This window comes from Williamsia maris, assembly GCF_024171815.1.
GTDB classification, from domain to species: domain Bacteria; phylum Actinomycetota; class Actinomycetes; order Mycobacteriales; family Mycobacteriaceae; genus Williamsia_A; species Williamsia_A maris.
Genome location: NZ_JAMTCJ010000002.1, coordinates 509331 through 526704, shown reverse-complemented (window position 1 = coordinate 526704; position 17374 = coordinate 509331). Strand labels below are relative to the sequence as shown.

At 67.2% G+C, this 17374-nt stretch carries 20 protein-coding genes; 8 read left to right on the top strand and 12 right to left on the bottom strand.

The annotated features are described in order from the left end of the window. Positions 1-4: 4 nt before the first annotated feature. The 3 genes from LX13_RS09470 to LX13_RS09460 form a co-directional block, all read right to left on the bottom strand. Positions 5-403: a CD225/dispanin family protein gene (locus LX13_RS09470; protein WP_253661089.1), complete on the bottom strand. Its 399-nt coding sequence runs from the start codon at positions 401-403 to the stop codon at positions 5-7. 57 nt (positions 404-460) lie between these two features. Then, entirely contained in the window at positions 461-1810 is a 1350-nt protein-coding gene (locus LX13_RS09465) for an HTTM domain-containing protein (protein ID WP_253661088.1), read from the bottom strand. Positions 1811-1887: 77 nt separating this feature from the next. Beyond that, complete coding sequence (locus LX13_RS09460; RefSeq protein ID WP_253661087.1) at positions 1888-2187, bottom strand: hypothetical protein; 300 nt, start codon at positions 2185-2187, stop codon at positions 1888-1890. Positions 2188-2214: 27 nt separating this feature from the next. Between LX13_RS09460 and LX13_RS09455 the strand changes: the two genes are divergently transcribed. The 3 genes from LX13_RS09455 to LX13_RS09445 all read left to right on the top strand — a co-directional run bounded on the left by LX13_RS09455 (position 2215) and on the right by LX13_RS09445 (position 4003). After that, positions 2215-2775, top strand: a complete 561-nt coding sequence (locus LX13_RS09455; protein WP_253661086.1) for a molybdenum cofactor biosysynthesis protein — start codon at positions 2215-2217, stop codon at positions 2773-2775. Between the two features lie 49 nt (positions 2776-2824). Continuing rightward, positions 2825-3256, top strand: a complete 432-nt coding sequence (locus tag LX13_RS09450; RefSeq protein WP_253661795.1) for a nuclear transport factor 2 family protein — start codon at positions 2825-2827, stop codon at positions 3254-3256. A 102-nt stretch (positions 3257-3358) separates the two neighbouring features. Beyond that, on the top strand, positions 3359-4003 hold the full coding sequence (locus LX13_RS09445) for a TVP38/TMEM64 family protein (protein ID WP_253661085.1): 645 nt from the start codon (positions 3359-3361) through the stop codon (positions 4001-4003). 6 nt (positions 4004-4009) lie between these two features. Here LX13_RS09445 and LX13_RS09440 read toward each other — a convergent pair whose 3' ends face one another. Continuing rightward, positions 4010-4330, bottom strand: coding sequence for a glutaredoxin domain-containing protein (locus LX13_RS09440; protein WP_253661084.1), 321 nt, complete (start codon positions 4328-4330; stop codon positions 4010-4012). A gap of 35 nt (positions 4331-4365) precedes the next feature. On the opposite strand from LX13_RS09440, the gene LX13_RS09435 reads away from it, so the two are divergent. Next, positions 4366-5094: a mycothiol-dependent nitroreductase Rv2466c family protein gene (locus LX13_RS09435; RefSeq protein WP_253661083.1), complete on the top strand. Its 729-nt coding sequence runs from the start codon at positions 4366-4368 to the stop codon at positions 5092-5094. Between the two features lie 27 nt (positions 5095-5121). Here the strand turns inward: LX13_RS09435 and LX13_RS09430 are convergent, their stop codons facing one another. Continuing rightward, a complete protein-coding gene (locus LX13_RS09430; protein ID WP_253661082.1) occupies positions 5122-5787 on the bottom strand; it encodes a peroxiredoxin-like family protein in 666 nt (221 codons plus the stop codon). A gap of 179 nt (positions 5788-5966) precedes the next feature. Here LX13_RS09430 and LX13_RS09425 point away from each other — a divergent pair, with 179 nt between their 5' ends. Genes LX13_RS09425 through LX13_RS09415 form a run of 3 tightly spaced genes read left to right on the top strand, consistent with a single transcriptional unit; the run spans position 5967 to position 7568 of the window. Continuing rightward, entirely contained in the window at positions 5967-6566 is a 600-nt protein-coding gene (locus LX13_RS09425) for a TetR/AcrR family transcriptional regulator (protein WP_253661081.1), read from the top strand. Positions 6567-6576: 10 nt separating this feature from the next. Continuing rightward, entirely contained in the window at positions 6577-6957 is a 381-nt protein-coding gene (locus LX13_RS09420) for a hypothetical protein (RefSeq protein WP_253661080.1), read from the top strand. After that, entirely contained in the window at positions 6954-7568 is a 615-nt protein-coding gene (locus LX13_RS09415) for a TetR family transcriptional regulator (protein ID WP_253661079.1), read from the top strand. The genes LX13_RS09420 and LX13_RS09415 overlap by 4 nt, the downstream gene beginning before the upstream one ends. Positions 7569-7656: 88 nt before the next feature. Here the strand turns inward: LX13_RS09415 and LX13_RS09410 are convergent, their stop codons facing one another. Further along, positions 7657-8652: a bile acid:sodium symporter family protein gene (locus LX13_RS09410; protein WP_253661078.1), complete on the bottom strand. Its 996-nt coding sequence runs from the start codon at positions 8650-8652 to the stop codon at positions 7657-7659. 16 nt (positions 8653-8668) lie between these two features. Next, positions 8669-9115, bottom strand: coding sequence for an SdpI family protein (locus LX13_RS09405; protein ID WP_253661077.1), 447 nt, complete (start codon positions 9113-9115; stop codon positions 8669-8671). A 62-nt stretch (positions 9116-9177) separates the two neighbouring features. On the opposite strand from LX13_RS09405, the gene leuS reads away from it, so the two are divergent. Continuing rightward, complete coding sequence (gene leuS, locus LX13_RS09400; RefSeq protein ID WP_253661076.1) at positions 9178-12003, top strand: leucine--tRNA ligase; 2826 nt, start codon at positions 9178-9180, stop codon at positions 12001-12003. Positions 12004-12220: 217 nt separating this feature from the next. Here leuS and LX13_RS09395 read toward each other — a convergent pair whose 3' ends face one another. The 5 genes from LX13_RS09395 to LX13_RS09375 form a co-directional block, all read right to left on the bottom strand. After that, positions 12221-13258: a helix-turn-helix domain-containing protein gene (locus LX13_RS09395; RefSeq protein ID WP_253661075.1), complete on the bottom strand. Its 1038-nt coding sequence runs from the start codon at positions 13256-13258 to the stop codon at positions 12221-12223. 983 nt (positions 13259-14241) lie between these two features. Beyond that, the gene (locus LX13_RS09390) at positions 14242-15471 is read right to left on the bottom strand and encodes an alpha/beta hydrolase (RefSeq protein WP_253661074.1); all 1230 of its coding nucleotides are present in this window, start codon (positions 15469-15471) and stop codon (positions 14242-14244) included. Continuing rightward, positions 15468-15713: a hypothetical protein gene (locus LX13_RS09385; RefSeq protein WP_253661073.1), complete on the bottom strand. Its 246-nt coding sequence runs from the start codon at positions 15711-15713 to the stop codon at positions 15468-15470. Before LX13_RS09385 ends, LX13_RS09390 begins: the two co-directional genes overlap by 4 nt. Next, positions 15710-16348: a VOC family protein gene (locus tag LX13_RS09380; protein WP_253661072.1), complete on the bottom strand. Its 639-nt coding sequence runs from the start codon at positions 16346-16348 to the stop codon at positions 15710-15712. Before LX13_RS09380 ends, LX13_RS09385 begins: the two co-directional genes overlap by 4 nt. Before the next feature lie 18 nt (positions 16349-16366). Next, complete coding sequence (locus LX13_RS09375; protein WP_253661071.1) at positions 16367-17125, bottom strand: maleate cis-trans isomerase family protein; 759 nt, start codon at positions 17123-17125, stop codon at positions 16367-16369. Between the last annotated feature and the right edge of the window lie 249 nt (positions 17126-17374).

Genomic DNA, 17374 nt, shown 5'->3' with positions numbered 1-17374 from the left:
GGGCTCAGACGCTCGAATCCGACGAGAGTCCCGCCGCGACAGCGATGATCACCACCAGGATGTAGAGGACGATCAGCACCGCGATGATGATCAGCGAGATCACACCGAGCCGCTTGACCGATTTCGACGCGGCCTCCGCCTCGGCGTACCGCCCCTGAGCCCAGAGCGGGTAGACCGAGAACGCGCGGCTGACCGCGACGAACGCCAACGGCCAGAAGAAGATAATCGCCGCGACCGCCCAACCACCGTTGGCCGACGGCGGAGCCGGGGTGAACTGTTGCGGCTGTGCGTAGGCGCCGCCGTACTGCGGCTGTGATGCCGCATACGGGTTCTGCGCGTAGGGATCTCCGGTGAAGGATTCGGTGGCGTAGGGGTCGGGCTGCTTCGGGTCGGACTGGGTCATCGCGTCTCCTCGACAGATGAGAGATCGCCCGTCGCGATCGCCCGTGTTCTGAGCAGGCTAACCGCAGTCACCGTCTTCGCGGGGTCGTACGTCCTTGAAGTGGAACAGCTTCTCGGCGAACGTCTCCCCCGGTGCCGCCGCCACGGGCCCGCGCGACCGGGTGATCGCGCCGTCCGGCCCGGCCTCCGACCAGGTGACCTTCGCCCGGGGGTGCGCCCGCAGATACCGGTCCAGCTCGAACCGGGTCAGCTCGGTGCCCGAACTCGTCCGGGCGGCCAACGCGGGATCGTCGGTCGCGACCACGGTGACCAGACGATCCTGGAACCCGAAGATGCGCACCGACTCCGGGATGAACAGGTGGTTCCACGCGCCCTGCTCGGTGCGCAGGTTGCTGAACATCGTGAAGGTGCTCTCTGATCTCAGTCCCAGGTACGGACAGGCGGCGTTCGCGAGCAGCATCGCGACCGCGACGATCAGGATCGGGTGGCCGAGACGCCGCCCCGATCGCGGGCGGGCGTACTCGGGGGTGCCGCCGCGACGTCGTCCGAGCACGAACGCGACGCCGGCGAGACCGACCATGACGACGATGGCGAGTCGGGCGACGCCGCCGAGCCCATCGGACCACGACCACGGGTCACGGCCGAGCACCCGCGCGGCGCCGAACCACAGACCCACCCCGACGGCGAACAGGAGCACCGATGCGGTCGGGGTCGTCACGGTCCGGGTCACCGATCGCAGTCGTCGGTGTCGGAGCAGGACGGTGTGCAGACGTGAGACGGTGTGTGTCGGCAGGAACGCGACGTAGAGCGCGAGGGCCACCGCGGAGAACGGGACGTTGCCCGCGAGCGCGAGCACCACGTGGAACGCGCACCCGAGAGCCAAGCCGATCACGCGCGTCCGGGGCACCGCGAGCAGGATCGGCAGCGCGATCTCCACCGCGACGGTCGCCCAGATCGACGGCGTGATCCGCCAGGTCCCGCTCAGCAGAGTGGGGTCGAACCAGATGATCTTCTGCGACATCGGGCCGGCGCAGCTGGTCTGCGGGTCGAGGAAGTCGGTGTTGAGTTTCGACAGCGCCGCGGCCGCGTAGACGATGATCAGCTGCACGCGCAGGAACGGTGCGATGGTGTCGAACAACTCGCCGGGTGCGGGTAGGCGTCGGTTCCTTGCGAGGGTCCACCCCAGCAGGGCGAGTACGGCCACACCGGTCACGAACACGACGAGCGTGTGGTCGCCGACGTAGGGCAGGTCGTGGCCCACCGCGACGACCTCGGCGGCCAGCATGAGCGCGAAGCGTCCGACCGACGTCGGTCGGACCAGCAACCACAGCGCGGCGAGGATGGCCACGGCGTGCAGGGAGTCGGTCTCGAGGCCGTCCCACCACAGTTGGTGCAGGATCAGCGACACCGCCAGCAGCGTCGAGAACAGACCGAACAGCCACCGACTGCTCAGGTCGCGGATTCGGGGATCGGCCGTGGCGCCCGTCAGGGGCGATCCAGATAAAAGCGTGCGGTCTCGGTCGCGATGGCCGAGACGGCACCGGCGAGATCGGTGTCGACACCGGACTCTGAGGCCAGGGCCGCGGTCAACTCGTCACCGCGGATGTCGCGCTCACGCAACAGCTCCCACGCTTGTGTGACGAGCCGAACCGAGGTCGGGTGGTCGAGCTCAGGGCGGTTGGAACGCAATGCCGTTGCCGCCCAATCCGGGTCGAACGTGCCGCGGGGCGGGCCGAAGACACGCTCGCCCGATGAGTAGCTCTGCGGGTCTCCGGATGCCGTCACATCCACCAGTGTGCCAGCGTGGAGGGCATGGATCGCGAGTATCGCTTCGAGGTGGTGACACTGCTGGTGTCGCCGGGGCACGCCTACTTCGGACGCGCCAAGGACGGCCCGGCCGACAACGTGCCGACAACACTCCCCGACCACGTCGACATCGTCGCCGACAAGGGCATCCGCGGCGACCGGTTCTTCGGGGTGCGGGCACACACCGAGGCCGCGGTGACCTTCCTGGCGCTCGAGGCCTGGGAGGCCGCCACCGACGGCGCCGACCCGGTGGTCGCCCGTCGCAACGTCGCCGTCCGCGGACTCGAACTCGATCCCCTGCGCGGCGAGGAGTTCGAGATCGACACCGGCGACGGGCCGATCCGGTTCCGTGGCGGTCGCCCCGCCCATCCGTGCTCGTGGATGGACACGATGGCCGGCGAGGGGGCCCGCAAGGCGCTCATCGGACGCGGCGGTCTGCGGGCGCAGCCGCTTAGCGACGGTGTCCTGCGACTCGGCAGCGCGATCATCCGCTGTTCGGTGGATCTCGATCCGGCGCGTGCGGCCGACCAGATCCGCCGCGCGCAACCCATCGCCGACGGGAGATGATGATCGCGTGACCGCTCCCGAGCCGCGCCCGCCCCTGCCCCCGTTCACGATGGACACCGCGATCGCGAAGGTGCAGGCCGCCGAGGACGCGTGGAACACCCGGGATCCGGAGAAGGTCAGTCTCGCGTACACGCCGGACTCGGTCTGGCGGAACCGCGACACCTTCCTCACCGGACGACGCGCGATCGTGGAGTTCCTGACCGCGAAATGGGAACGCGAACTCGACTACGTCCTGCGCAAGAGCCTCTGGGGATTCCGGGAGAACCGCATGGCCGTGCGCTTCCAGTACGAGTGGCACGACGCCGACGGCGCGTGGTTCCGCAGCTACGGCAACGAGCTGTGGGAGTTCGACGAGTACGGACTCATGCGACGTCGCGAGGCGAGCATCAACGACACCCCGATCGCCGAATCCGAGCGTCGGTACTTCGGGGTCCGCCCCGACGACCAACGCGGGCCCGGGCACGACATCGTCCTCGACTGATCGGCCACTAGTCTGAGCATCGACCCCGGGAGTGATGTGCACGACGCCGAACCGACACGCAGCGCAGGCCGATTCAACCATCGGTGGAAAGCTGCTCTGCTCGTGGCGATCGTGGTCGCCATGGTTGTCGTCGCCGTGACCGTCGACATCCCCGACCCCCAGCCGCTGCGTGATCGTGTGGACGGCGCCGGCGCGTGGGGCCTACTCGTGTTCGTGCTGGTCTACATCGCGGTGTCGCTGACGCCGTTCCCCGCCAGTGCCCTCACCATCGCGAGCGGATTGCTGTTCGGACTGATCGAGGGCGCGACCGTCGTCATGGTCGGCGCGACGATCGGTGCGTGGCTCGGTTTCCGACTCGCGCGGTGGCTCGGACGCGACGGCGTGGCCCGACTCGGATGGGAGCGCATCGCGTCGATCGACGCGATCCTGCAGCGCCGCGGTCTGATCGCGATGGTCCTCATCCGACTGATCCCGTTCCCGTTCGCGGTGGTCAACTACGCGGCCGGCCTGAGCGCGATCCGCGGCCGCGACTACCTCCTCGGAACGGTCGTGGGCATCCTGCCGTCGGCGATCGGGTACACCGCGGTCGGCGCGTACGGGACGTCGCCGCTGTCGTGGCCGTTCGTCGGCGCACTGGCCGCGGTCATCGTCATCACGTTGGTGTCCGGGTTCGCCGCCCGCCGACTCCGTCACGGTGGACGCGCCGACGAGGAACTACCGGCCGTCGACGACGTCGTGGGTCGCTGACCGGGCTCAGTGCTTACCGCGGATCCGCGCGAGGAGTCCGGGCCTGCGGACCAGGTCCGTCCGACCGGGCAGCTGTCGCTCCATCGCCGCGACGACCTGTTTGATGGACGGGTTGACCATGGCCTCGGTCCCGATGAACACGGTGGGGACGGTCTCGTCGCCGCCGGTCACCTGCCTCACCCGTTCGGCCGCCGACGGATCCGACCAGATGTCGAACTCGGTGGTGGTGATCCCCCGCAGTCGGATCTGGCTACGCAACTTCATGCAGAACGGGCACCCCGGACGCCACGCGACCTCGACACCATCGACGAACGCTTGTGTACTCATGCGATCAGTTCTACGCGGTGTGCTTGTGTGGACACATGGCCTCCGCTGACATCAACTTCTACTTCGACCCCGTCTGCCCGTTCGCCTGGATGACCAGCAAGTGGGTCCGCATGGTGCAGCGGGAGCGTGACTACACCGTCGAGTGGCGGTTCATCTCGTTGCGACTCCTCAACTCCCACATCGACTACGCCGCGCACTTCCCGCCGGAGTACGAGGCGGGTCACACCGCGGGACTGCGACTCCTGCGGGTGGCCGCATCCGTGCGCGACCAGTACGGCCGCGACGGCGTCACCGCCCTCTATGCCGCGCTCGGGGAGAAGATCTTCGACTCCGAGCCCGTCCCCGACGAGCCCGAGGCGCACGAACGCCGGGGTACCGCGGACTTCGTCGCGCCGATCCTCGACGAGCTGGGTATGGCCTCGACGCACCTCGCGGCACTCGACGACGACACGTGGGACGCCGTCATCCAGGCCGAGACCGACGAGGCGCTCGGACTCACCGGCAAGGACGTCGGGACGCCGATCATCCATTTCCGGCCGCCCGAGGGGGTCGCGTTCTTCGGGCCCGTGATCAGCCGCCTCCCCCGCGTGGAGGAGGCGGCCGAACTCTGGGATCACGTCGTCGGGCTCGCGCAGTTCCCCGGCTTCGCCGAACTCAAGCGCAGTCTGCGCGAGCGGCCCCAGCTCCGCGCACTCGGCGTGAGCGAGGAGGACGCAGGCCTCACCGAGGACTGGCACGGGGGTTCGCGCCGCCAGAAGCGGTAGGCGAGACCCCGGCGTCGTCGATCGCGGTCAGCTCAGGGCATCGACCGCGGCGATGATGTCGGACGTCTCGGTGCGGGTCGTGTAGTTCGGGTGCACGTCGATGAACGAGATCGTCCCGGCGGCGTCGAGCACGACGACGGTCGGGAACGGCAGATCGGCGGTGCCGTCGGCGTTGTGCTCGGTGACGTCGAGACCCAGCTGCTTCTGCGCGGCGATGGCATCGGGGTTGTTCGGCGCGATGATGCCGAGGTTGCCTGCGAGGGTGTTGCCCGGGTCGGACAGGACCGTGAAGGTCAGGTCGTTGGACTCCTGCGCGCTGAGCGAGCCGTCGGGCTTCTGCGGGCTGATGGCGATCAGGGTCGCGCCGCGTTCGGTCAGCGCGGGCACCAGCTCACGCTGGTAGGCACCCAGCGCGACATTGCAGTACGGGCACCATGCGCCGCGGTAGAACACCAGGACGGCGGGACGTCCACCGAGCTCGCTGTGCAGACGGGTGGTGGCGCCCTGCGCGGTGGTGAGGTCGACGTCGGCGACCGCGGTACCGACCGCCGCCACGCCGGCGGGGGTGCCCGTCGAGTCGAGGCCGTCCCGGTCGGCGGCGAACGCCGCGCTGACCTCGGCGGGTAGTTGGGTGAGCGAACCCTCGAGGGTCGCGGTCAGCTGCTGGGTCATCGAATCCTGCGAGGTGGTCATCGTCAGTCCTTCACTGGAGTTGTTCCCGGGGCGCGTCGCCTCGGTGACGCCAGCCTGCCGACAGAAAACTGGACTGTCCAATCCAGAAAACCTAGGCTGGTGCGATGACGGTCGAAGCACATCGCACGAACACCGGGAGACCACTCACCGCAAGGGGTCGCGAGACCAGGGCGCGCATCGTGAGTGCAGCGGCGGAGCTGATGCTCGACACCGGTGTGGCGGGTACGACCATGGAGGACGTGCGTGCCCGCGCCGGGGTGAGCAGCTCGCAGATCTATCACTACTTCTCCGACAAGGACGCATTGGTGCACGCGGTCATCGCGCACCAGGACGACACGATCGTCGGTGCGCACGAGGCGATGTTCGCCGAACTCGACTCGATCGACGGGCTGCAGCGGTGGTGCGCGTGGATCGTCGAGTTCCAGCGCCTCGGCGGGTGTTCGGGTGGATGTCCACTGGGATCGCTGGGCGTGCAGGTCGCCGAGGTCGACCCGGGTGCGCGCGCCGGCGTCGCCCAGGCGCTGTCGCGGTGGGAGCGCGCGATCCGACGTGGCTACGAGTCGATGCGCACCGGCGGTGTCCTGCGCGAGGACGTCGATACCGAGTCGTTGGCCAGGTCGACGCTCGCATCCCTGCAGGGCGGCCTGCTGTTGGCCCAGATCCACCGCGACACCGCCCCGTTGGAGGCCGCGCTCGACGGGGTCATCGCGCACGCTCGGCTACTCGCGACCCCCGATCGACCTAGCCGAACCCTTGCTGTTGACCAGCTGGTCAATTAGTGTTGACCGCATGGTCAACGAAGTTCGCGCTCGTCCGCTCGGCCGCTTGTGCCGCCTCGTCGGAATCTATGTCGCGGTGGTCGCGGCGACGATCTTCGCCCTGGCCGTTCTCAGCGCGGCCGCGCCGTCGCAGGCGCCCACCGAGGCGTGGGTACACGCTGTGATCGTGGCGGTCTTCGCGGTTCTTCTCCCGCTTCGGCTACGGGCGGCGGAGCGCGGGAGTGTGCGCGCCGCGCGGGCCGTCGGGATCATCGCGGCGGTCCTGCTCGTGGTCAACGTCGTCCAAGCCCTCATCCCGGACCTCTACCCGGTGTGGATGCGTGTGGAGATGATCGGCATCGCGGTCGTGATGGTCGGTGTGATCGCTGTCGTCGTCGGCGACCGAACGTGACCGACGCGCCCGTCCGCCGTCGGCTCAGCCCCGACCAACGCCGAGACCAGCTCGTCGCGGCCACCGTCGACGTCCTCGCCGATGTCGGGTACCAGGCGACCACCGCCGAGGAGATCGCGTCCCGAGCCGGGGTGTCGAAAGGGCTTCTCTGGCATTACTTCACCGATCTCGACGATCTGTTCGACACGACGGCACGGCAGACTCTCCTCGTCCTGCGGTCAGCTGTCGCGGCGACCCTGGACCTGTCGGAGCCCGCACCGCGGGTCATCCGCGCCGCGATACACGGCGCTGCCGGCCTGCGTCTCACCCACGGCGCGCAACGCCGCGCCATCGCGGAGATCGTCGTTAACCTGCGGACGCCCGCCGGCGACCTGCGCTTCGGCCTCGACGACTACGACGAGACGTACGCGCGACAGGCCGAGATATTCGCCCGCGGTCAGTCCGAGGGTGACTTCGACGCGGGCCTGGATCCGTTGCTCATGGCAGTCACCTACCAGGGCGCGGTGGACAGCATGCTCGGCTACCTCGACGCACACCCCGCCACCGACGGGCACCGTCACGCCGACCAGGTCGCCGACATGCTCCTGCGTGGTATCGGGAAATCCGCCTGAACGCCTGTTGCCGTGGTGGCTACGTGGTGGCCGGGGCGATCTCCGGTTCGTCGACCGGCTAGCGACTGAGCCGCCCCGCCCACTGCGACTACGAGGTGGTGGCCGGGGCAATCTCCGGTTCGTCGACCGGCTCGCGAGACAGCCGCCCCGCCCACCAGGCACACATCATCAGTTGTATCTGGTGGAAGACCAACAGCGGCAACACGATCAGGCCCACGTTGCTTCCCGAGAACAGCACCGCGGCCATCGGCAATCCGGTGGCCAAGCTCTTCTTCGTCCCGCAGAATTGGATCGCGATGGTGTCGGCGCGCCTGAAATGCAGGCGTCGGCCGACGAATCCGGTGAGCCACAGCAGCGCCCCCACGAGCACGATCGACCCGGCGATCAGCACCAGCACCTGCCACCACTGCACCGTCGACCAGATGTGCTCGCGCATGCCCTCGCTGAACGCCGAGTAGACCACCAGCACGATCGATCCGCGATCGACCAGCTTCGTGGGTTTGGCGTGCCGTGTCAGCCACCCACCGATGAGCGGCCGGGCGAGCTGTCCGACGATGAACGGCACGAGGATCTCGAGCACGATCGTGAGGATCGACGTCCACGAGATCGTGATGCCCCCGGTGCTGGAGATCAGCGCCACCACGAGCAGCGGCGTCAGTATCACGCCGAGCAGGTTCGACGCCGACGCGCTGACGATCGCACCGGCGACGTTGCCCCGGGCGATCGACGTGAACGCGATGGACGACTGCACCGTCGACGGCACCAGACACAGGAACAGCACACCGGTGTAGACGTCGTCGCCGAGGACATGCGGTGCGATCGGCTTCAGCGCGAGACCGATCAGCGGGAACAGCGCGAAGGTGAAGGCCAGGATCGTCAGGTGCAGACGCCAGTGCCGCAGCCCCTCGAGCGCCTCGCGTGGGTGCATGCGGGCGCCGTAGAGGAAGAACAGCAGGGCGATGGCGGCCACCACGACCCACGACGTGATGCCGGCGAACTCCCCGCGGGCGGGGAGCAACGTCGCGACGCCCACCGTGGCCAGGATGGCCAGGATGAAGCCGTCGATGTGGAGCCGTTTGAGCACGCGACCCTCGCGGTGTCTACGAGACGCTGGTGGACGACGCGCCGGGAGCCGCGCACGCCCCCGACAGGGCGCAGCTGCCGCAGCCTCCGCCGGTGCCGCAGCTGTCGGACTCGTCCCAGTCCGGCACGCGCGCCGCGGCGCGCAGACCGAAGGAGCTGGCCGCTCCCAGGATGACCAGCGCAGCGACCAGACCGACCAGCGCGAACGCCAGTCCGACGCCTCCTGCGGAGCCGATCCCGATGACCCCGGCCAGCGCGAGGATGACCGCGCCGCCCACGAGTCCCGGCCCGGCGACGACGTGCGCGACGGCGAACGTCTCGTCCGAGCGCAGCGTCACGGGTGTACGGATCCCGACGAAACGATTGCGGGGCAGGCGCCGCATCAGTCCGAGCACACCGGTCACGCCGAAGGCGACAGCCAGCACGAAGTCGGCGACAGAGATACCGACGGCAACAGAATTCACTCCACGATGATACGAGCGACACCGCCAACCGTCACTGTCAGGGGACGCTTTACGCTGGTCAGGTGACTGAGTACCGCTACACCGCCCAGCTGGCCGGCGAGATCGAAGAGCGCTGGCAGCGGAACTGGAACGACAACCGGAGCTTCGAGGCCCCCAATCCGGTGGGCCCGCTGGCCGGTGATCTCTCCACGTTCGCCGGCGGTGCGGGCAGCGGAAAGCTGTTCATCCAGGACATGTTCCCGTACCCGTCGGGCGCCGGCCTGCACGTCGGTCACCCCCTCGGCTTCATCGCCAGCGACGTCTACGCGCGCTTCCATCGCATGGACGGCGCCAATGTCCTGCACACCATGGGCTTCGACTCGTTCGGCCTGCCCGCCGAGCAGTACGCCGTGCAGACCGGTACCCACCCCCGCACCACCACCGAGGCGAACATCGAGCGCTACCTCGCGCAGATCCGTCGTCTCGGGCTCGGGCACGACGAGCGTCGCCGGGTGGCGACGACGGACCTGGAGTTCTACCGCTGGACGCAGTGGATCTTCCTGCAGATCTACAACGCCTTCTACGACACCGACCTGGGTCGCGCCCGGCGGATCGACGAGCTGATCGCCGAATTCGATTCCGGTGCGCGCACCCCGGCCGACGGCGCGGTCTGGGCCGATCTCGACGCGGACGGACGCTCCGCGGTCATCGACGGATACCGCCTGGTCTACCAGTCGGATTCGATGGTGAACTGGTGTCCGGGGCTGGGCACGGTGTTGGCCAACGAGGAGGTCACCGCCGACGGTCGCAGCGACCGCGGCAACTTCCCCGTCTTCCGGAAGCGACTGCGGCAGTGGATGATGCGGATCACCGCGTACTCCGACCGCCTCATCGACGACCTCGACCTGCTGGACTGGCCGGACAAGGTCAAGGCCATGCAGCAGAACTGGATCGGCCGGTCCCGGGGCGCTCAGGTCGCCTTTGCGGTCCCCGGGTCCGACTCCGCGATCGAGGTCTTCACCACACGACCCGACACCCTGTTCGGCGCGACCTACATGGTGCTGGCCCCCGAGCATCCGCTGGTCGACGCACTGACCGCGGACTCGTGGCCTGCCGGTGTCGACGAGCGGTGGACCGGTGGCGTCGCCGACCCGGCCGCCGCGATCGCGCAGTACCGCGCGGGTATCGCCGCGAAGTCCGATCTCGAGCGCCAGGAGAACAAGGAGAAGACCGGTGTCTTCACCGGCGGCTATGCCGTCAACCCGGTCGACGGACGCGAGATCCCGGTGTTCATCGCCGATTACGTGCTGATCGGGTACGGCACCGGAGCCATCATGGCCGTCCCGGCGCACGATCCGCGCGACCACGAGTTCGCCACCGCGTTCGGTCTGCCCATCATCGAGGTGATCGGATCGGAGCAGGGCGCGGTCGAGGCCGCCTTCACCGGTGACGGTCCCATCGTCAACTCGGGCTTCCTCGACGGCCTGCGGGTCGACGCGGCGAAGACGGCCATGATCGAGTGGCTGGAGACCGAGGGCGCAGGCACCGGCACGGTCCAGTACAAGCTGCGCGATTGGCTCTTCGCCCGCCAGCGCTACTGGGGCGAACCCTTTCCCATCGTCTACGACGCTGCGGGAGAACCGCATCCGATCCCCGAGGCCGATCTCCCGGTGGCGCTGCCCGAGGTCGCCGACTTCGCGCCGGTGTCGTTCGACCCCGACGACGCCGACAGCGTTCCCTCTCCCCCGCTGGCCAAGGCCACCGATTGGGTCAACGTCGACCTCGACCTGGGTGATGGTCTGCAGCACTACACCCGCGACACCAACGTCATGCCGCAGTGGGCGGGCAGCTCGTGGTACCAGCTGCGCTACATCGACCCCACGAACTCGGAGGAGTTCTGCGCCAAGGAGAACGAGGCGTACTGGATGGGACCGCAGACCGACGTCCACGGGCCGGACGACCCGGGCGGGCTCGATCTGTACGTCGGCGGCGTCGAGCATGCCGTGCTGCACCTGCTCTACTCCCGGTTCTGGCACAAGGTGCTCTTCGACCTGGGTTACGTCACGTCGAAGGAGCCCTACCGAAAGCTGTACAACCAGGGCATGATCCAGGCGTTCGCCTACACCGACGCTCGCGGGGTCTACGTGCCCGCGGAGGAGGTCGAGGAGCGCGACGGTGGGTTCTTCTACGAGGGGCAACCGGTCAACCGCGAGTACGGCAAGATGGGCAAGTCGCTCAAGAACTCCGTTGCGCCCGACGACATCTGCCGTGATTACGGCGCCGACACGCTGCGTGTGTACGAGCTGTCGATGGGTCCGCTGGACCAGTCCCGCCCCTGGGCCACCAAGGACGTGGTCGGTGCGCAGCGGTTCCTGCAGCGGGTGTGGCGTCTGGTGATCGACGAGGAGACCGGCGAGGTCCGCGTCACCGAGGACGCACCCAGCGAGTCGGCGAACAAGTTGCTGCACAAGACGATCGCCGGTGTCCGTGACGACTACGCCGCGCTGCGCGACAACACCGCGGTGGCCAAGTTGATCGAACTGACCAACCACCTGACCAAGGAGTACGCGAAGGGCGCACCGCGCGACGTGGTCGAGCCTCTGCTGCTGATGCTGGCGCCGGTCGCACCGCACATCGCCGAGGAACTGTGGGGACGGCTTGGCCACGGCGCGCCGTTGGCGCACGGCCCGTTCCCGATCGCCGACGCGGCGTTGCTGGTCGAGGACACCGTCGAGATCCCGATTCAGGTGAAGGGCAAGGTGCGCAGCCGGATCACCGTGGCCGCGGATGCCGACGAGGCGTCGGTCACGGCCATCGCCCTTGCTGACGAGAAGGTTGCGGCGCTGCTCGACGGCGAACCCCGCAAGGTCATCTACGTGCCCGGGAAGATGATCAACATTGTTCTGTGATCAGCTGACACCGGGATAGGTTCAGGCCTTAAATCACCTGAAGTGGCCTTTGGGCGCCGCTCTGTCCTCGGTGACATCGTCCTCCATGCGCAGAGGCACGCATGGCCGCGAGGGCAATTCGGTCTATTACCTTGCTATTTCACTTGGCCCAGTGGGGCCTTAGCAGTTGGCTTATCGACGGGTCCGCCGTTGATGTTCTGCAGCTCGATGTGCAGGTTCAGTCAACTTCGCTGAGCTGAACAAGGTCAAACCACTTAGCAGGAAGCCAATCGCCGGAGTCTCCTGCAAAGTAGTCCCGGAGTAGAGACGTCGATCGGCTAGGTTCTTCGGGAGCACCCAACGGCAGGGGTTCGACTCGACGCCAACCTCTCGCCGAGGCGGCCTTGACGGAGTTCAGGTAGGCGGACCCGTCCATTTGTCCAAGCGTCTTAGCGCGCATGAGCAAAGCTGCGAGCGATACCTGCCACGTCTTCTTGAGGCTGAACAGCGTTTCCCAGTCGGACCAGGTCGGTAATTGCGCGCGGATCTCGGCCTCCGGCATCAAGAACTCGGCTGCAAACAAGTGTGCCTGTGTCTCGACTTCCTTTGTGCCCCAAATTTCTTGGCCGTGCATCACAAGATGGCCAAGTTCATGTGCCGCATCGAACCTTGAGCGCGCGCGATCATTCTTGTCGCTACCGAGGACTACAACCGGCCGGTCTGCGAAGGGCAGCGAGAACGCGTCCACGTTCGCGGTCGACAACGAGAGCCGCAGAACTACGATTCCGTGCTCTTCCAGCAGCTCAACTACATTCGCAATCGGCCCAGATGAAACTTTCCACGCCTGCCGGACCATCTTTGCGGCGGCGATCGGTGTGTCTGTGTCGGTGAGGCTCTCCACCGGGATAGCAGGGAGCGCAAGATCCATCAGGACCGATGAGCTGCCTTCGGCCGCCAGATCATGGGCAATCTGAGCGACCGCACGAGCGTGGCGGCGGTCCGTCACAGACGTTCGGCGTAAAGATCGAAAGAATCCTTCATGTGTCTCGGCTACGGGACGGAAGAAGAACTCAGGAGGTGTCTCAAGGGCTTTGCTGAGTGCCGAGATCGTTTCGGCACTGGGGCTAGACGCGCCGGATTCAAGCTGACTGACGGACGCCGCGGAGATGCCGCACTGCCCCTTAAGCTCCGTTTGCGTCATGCGCTTCAATTCCCGCGCTAGCCGGAGCCGGCTGGGCTGGAACCGTCCGTTTGCTGGCAATTCTGTCAAAGTCACGCTCCTGAATGTCCACCTGCGAAAACCAGTCTGCCCTCTGACGCACGTTCCGACACCGGTGGTGCCTTTGCGCTGAATCACACGACGAACGCGACGCCGAATAAGGTGGTGTAATCTTCACTCAGGCGCAACCTCGCGTCGCCCGGCACGGGAACAGGATGGAAATGGCAAAGAACACTGGCAAAGGTTCGCGCAAGGGCGCAGTGACTAGTCGAACGCAAGTGAAGACACCAGGCGGCTGGACCAAGCGCGACAGCTCAAATGGCCAATTTCTGGATCGCAAGAGCGATTCGGCACCTTTCAAGGGCGTCACCAAAGAGAAGTAAGCGGCGCTGCTCCCGAGACCGGTATGGAGATCAAGCCATGGGAATGCACTACGAAGAGCTTGACGCTCTGACAAGAGAGTTCATGATTGCGGCCTTTGAGGAGGAGGAGTCCTCAGGCAACCCATACCGTGGTCGTCAGCTGTCTTCGCTTGGTCGGCAGAGGTGGCCTGATGCGATGCGGCGAGCGATAACTGCGGGAGACGATGATTCGCTCATGCACGAGATTTCCAAGCCGGAACTTTGGCTTGCGGTGTCGAATAACCGTCGAGTGAACTTGCGTAACGCTGCAAGCCAGTTAGCAGTCAGCGAATTCAACACCTGGTATGTGAGAGGGCTGACTGCGCGTCTAATCTCCGAAGGCGTTGACACATGTGAGGTTTACCGTGCAGCGCCGCCGCGCTACAGCATTGCAGCGTGTGCTTCACATGAAGGCGTCGAGTTCTCTTGTCTCGAGCTGTTCGGCAGCCATCGCTCGCGGTACTGGCCGATCGAAGACGCAAGCGCATTTGCGATCCCGTTTCAACCTGGATGTCACCACAGCGTTAGGCGGCTCGGTGCTCGCTAGACGTGATGTCCAGGAAGGTTGTCCCGCCTCGCGACGGTGAGGTGATGAACGTCGCTGGCATCCGTACCTCCTGTCCGTCACCGCACCGGCGGTCAGTTGAAGCGCTCGGCCAACCACTGCCCGATGTCGGCGGCGGCCAGGCTCGCGCCGGTGGGGGCGCCGTCGCTGATCGGCCCGCCGAAATGCGTTCCGGCCACCTGCGTTCGGGTGACATCGGTGGCACCGATGGCCTCGGTCATCGCGGTCGCGTCGTCGGGGAAGCACGCCTGATCGCCACTGAGTTCGACGAACAGCGACGGCACCGTGACGGCCGGGGCGCACCGGAGGAAGTCGGCGTTCGTCGACAGCCCCGACCACGTGGACAGCCAGGCGTCCGGCGTGCTGAACCGTCCGAAGCCGACCAACCCGGAGTTGGTGAGGTCCGGTCGCCGGCCGAACAGCGATCCGTAGGGTCGGTCGTTGGGACTCAGCGACAGATCGGTGAACCGCAGGTCGGCGTCGGTGCGATACACGGTGAGGATTCGCGGGACCAGCGCGGCGCGACGGTCTCTCGCGTCCCCGCTGTCCTTGTGTCGACGTCGTGCGGTCGCAGCCTCGGCCACCCGTTCGCGGGCGATCTGGTCGAGACGTTCGACCCGCGCCCGCTGCGCCGCCCGGTATCGCCGGACGAAATCGTCCGTGTACTGCGAACTGTGCGGGGGCTCGGCGAAGCCGTTGGCCGGGCCGAACGGATCGAGGGACGGGTCCACCGACAGCGGGTCGGACTCGTCGACCACCGAGGGATCGATGAGCCGGAGCAGCAGCGCACCCTGCCCCGGGTGGGGCGCCATGAACACCGCCCCGTCGGGTGCGGGCATGTCGGCCGACGCGAGATCGATCGGTCGACCGGCCGGTGTCCGACGCAGGCGGTGTTCCGGGGGCAGCCCGGACTGCTGATGGTAGAACGCGAACAGAGTCCCGCCGCCGGAGTGGCCCAGTGTCACAACATGATCGAAGTCGGCGTCGCGGAGGAACACCTGACCCGCCGCTGCGTCGAGCAGTGCCTGCTCGTGGACCAGCGCGATGTCGTTGTTGGGGGAGCGCGTGCCCTGTGTCCACACCCCGAACCCGCGGGCCAGCAACTCCGGAACCAGGACGTGGTGCGTCAGATCCTGGCGGGGGTGCATCAACGCGACGACGGTCCGTGCGCCGGGGACTGTCCGCAGGACGCCCGCGACCTTCGCGCCATCTGACGTCGTCAACTCGTGGACCGAGGTGACGGTGTTCGCCGGGGCCTGCGCCGCGTCGATGTACCGGCCCGCGCCGAGGCGGGTGACGGTCACGACCCCACGACGCGCATCGCGTCTTTGTCCCACTGCGTGATCCGGCTCTCGTGAAGGCCGGCGACGCTGCTGTACCAGACCGCGTGCCGACACCCGGTCGCGCGACGGTCGATGACGATGTCGGTGTCGGAGACGATCCGGAAGTAGGGCCCGACGTGATCGACCACGACCGAGGGGTCCTTGTCCGCGACCGCCGCGAGGTCGTGGTTCTCCGGGATGTCGAGAACGTACAGGGTGGTCACCGCGCCACCACCTCCTCGTCGGACGGGACCCACTGCGCGGCACGCTCGACGATGAGTTCGGCCTTGCGCGCGAGCAGGTTCGCCATGCTGGGATCCGGGCCGCGCACGACGTCGACCAGGGCGTCGATGGTCAGCTCCGCGTCGAGGTCTTCCTGCGGCGTAACCGGTCGCATCGCCCTGGTGATCTCGATCATGTAGCCGTTGGGGTCGTGGGTGTAGATCGACTCGATGGTCTCGTGCTGAATCTGCATCTCGACCGGCCAGTTGCTGCTGTCGAGTCGGCGGCGGTACTCGAGCAGGTCGTCCTCGTCGTCGACGTGGATGGCGAGGTGTCGGGACCGGATGAAGAAGATCGGGACGTCATCGGCGAAGCGCGAGTAGGCGTCACCCTGCGGTCCGCCCTCGAACGGCTCGAGTCCGAAGTAGTAGAAGAACGCCAGCCGGTCGTCGTTGCCGATGTCGAAGAAGAAGTGGATGAAGTCGGGATGCTTCTCCGGCCCCCAGCCGGCCGCGCAGATCGAGTGCACGACCGGGAAGCCGAGGACGTCCCGGTAGAACTCGACGGTCCCGGCCGGGTCGAACGTGGGGTAGGCGACGTGGTCGACGCCTCGGACCTTGTGATTCAGATCAGACATGCTGTTCTCCTTGAGTTCTCAGATCGCGGCGGGTGCGGAGGCGTCGGCGCGCAGGAGCGAGCCGGCCCCGGCCAGATCGACCGGGAGGTCCAGTGCGCGCAGAAGGCTGTATGCACCCGCGGTGGCAGCCGAGAGGACGGGGACACCGAACTCGTCCTCGGCGGCCTGCACGAGGGGCAACGACGGCATCTGCACGCAGGCCGAGATGACGAGCGCGTCGACACCGGTGAGATCGAGTGAGCGCGCGGCCTCCATCACGCGCGATCCCGCTATGGCACCGACCTCGGCGTTGTCGGACACCTCCAGCGCGCGCCAGTCGGTGACGGCGATGTCCTCGGCCTCGATGTACTCGACGACCTTCTGGGCGAGCGGGCGCATGTAGGGGGTGACCAGTGCGACACGGCGGGCGCCGAGAGCCCGGAGGCCCTCGACCAGCGCGCCGGCGCTCGAACGCACCGCGGCGTCGGACCCGCCGGTCGCGAGTTGCTCGGCGATCAACCCCTCGACCCGCTGGTGTTCACCGGGGCCCGCTGCCATCAACGCGACGAGACAGGCGTAGAGCATCGCGTCCACGCCGGCGTCGCCGAGTTCGAGGATGCACCGCTCCCGCTGGGAGTTCATGGCGCGGAGCTGCTCGGGAGAGACCGCCGTCATCCGCATGCGGCTCGAGTGGAAGGAGAACGAGGCGTCGGGGTGCCGGGCCAGCAGTGCAGGCATCTCTGTCTCGACCGTCACATTGGAACTCGGTACGACGAGTCCGATGCGGTGGGTGGTCATGGGCTGGGCCTTCCGGTGGACAACGATGTCGATGTAGTTCGACACTGACGATGATTATTCGACGCACGCGACGATCCGTCAAGGCCCGTCCACCAGCAGCGCGACGCAGAATGGCGATGCCAACAGTCGCGACCCTTGGTGATGGCTCTCACAATTGGTCCTTGACAGGTCATCACTCGCGTCGAATACTCAACGCAGACGTAAGCAGGCTCGGGAGTCGTCCCGGCGTCGCCGGCGTCTTCGACTCGT

Coding starts and splice junctions, on each gene's coding strand:
- LX13_RS09470 (WP_253661089.1), bottom strand. CDS start 403: ATGACCCAGTCCGACCCGAAGCAGCCCGACCCCTACGCCACCGAATCC.
- LX13_RS09455 (WP_253661086.1), top strand. CDS start 2,215: ATGGATCGCGAGTATCGCTTCGAGGTGGTGACACTGCTGGTGTCGCCG.
- LX13_RS09450 (WP_253661795.1), top strand. CDS start 2,825: ATGGACACCGCGATCGCGAAGGTGCAGGCCGCCGAGGACGCGTGGAAC.
- LX13_RS09440 (WP_253661084.1), bottom strand. CDS start 4,330: ATGAGTACACAAGCGTTCGTCGATGGTGTCGAGGTCGCGTGGCGTCCG.
- LX13_RS09435 (WP_253661083.1), top strand. CDS start 4,366: ATGGCCTCCGCTGACATCAACTTCTACTTCGACCCCGTCTGCCCGTTC.
- LX13_RS09430 (WP_253661082.1), bottom strand. CDS start 5,787: ATGACCACCTCGCAGGATTCGATGACCCAGCAGCTGACCGCGACCCTC.
- LX13_RS09420 (WP_253661080.1), top strand. CDS start 6,577: ATGGTCAACGAAGTTCGCGCTCGTCCGCTCGGCCGCTTGTGCCGCCTC.
- LX13_RS09380 (WP_253661072.1), bottom strand. CDS start 16,348: ATGTCTGATCTGAATCACAAGGTCCGAGGCGTCGACCACGTCGCCTAC.
- LX13_RS09375 (WP_253661071.1), bottom strand. CDS start 17,125: ATGACCACCCACCGCATCGGACTCGTCGTACCGAGTTCCAATGTGACG.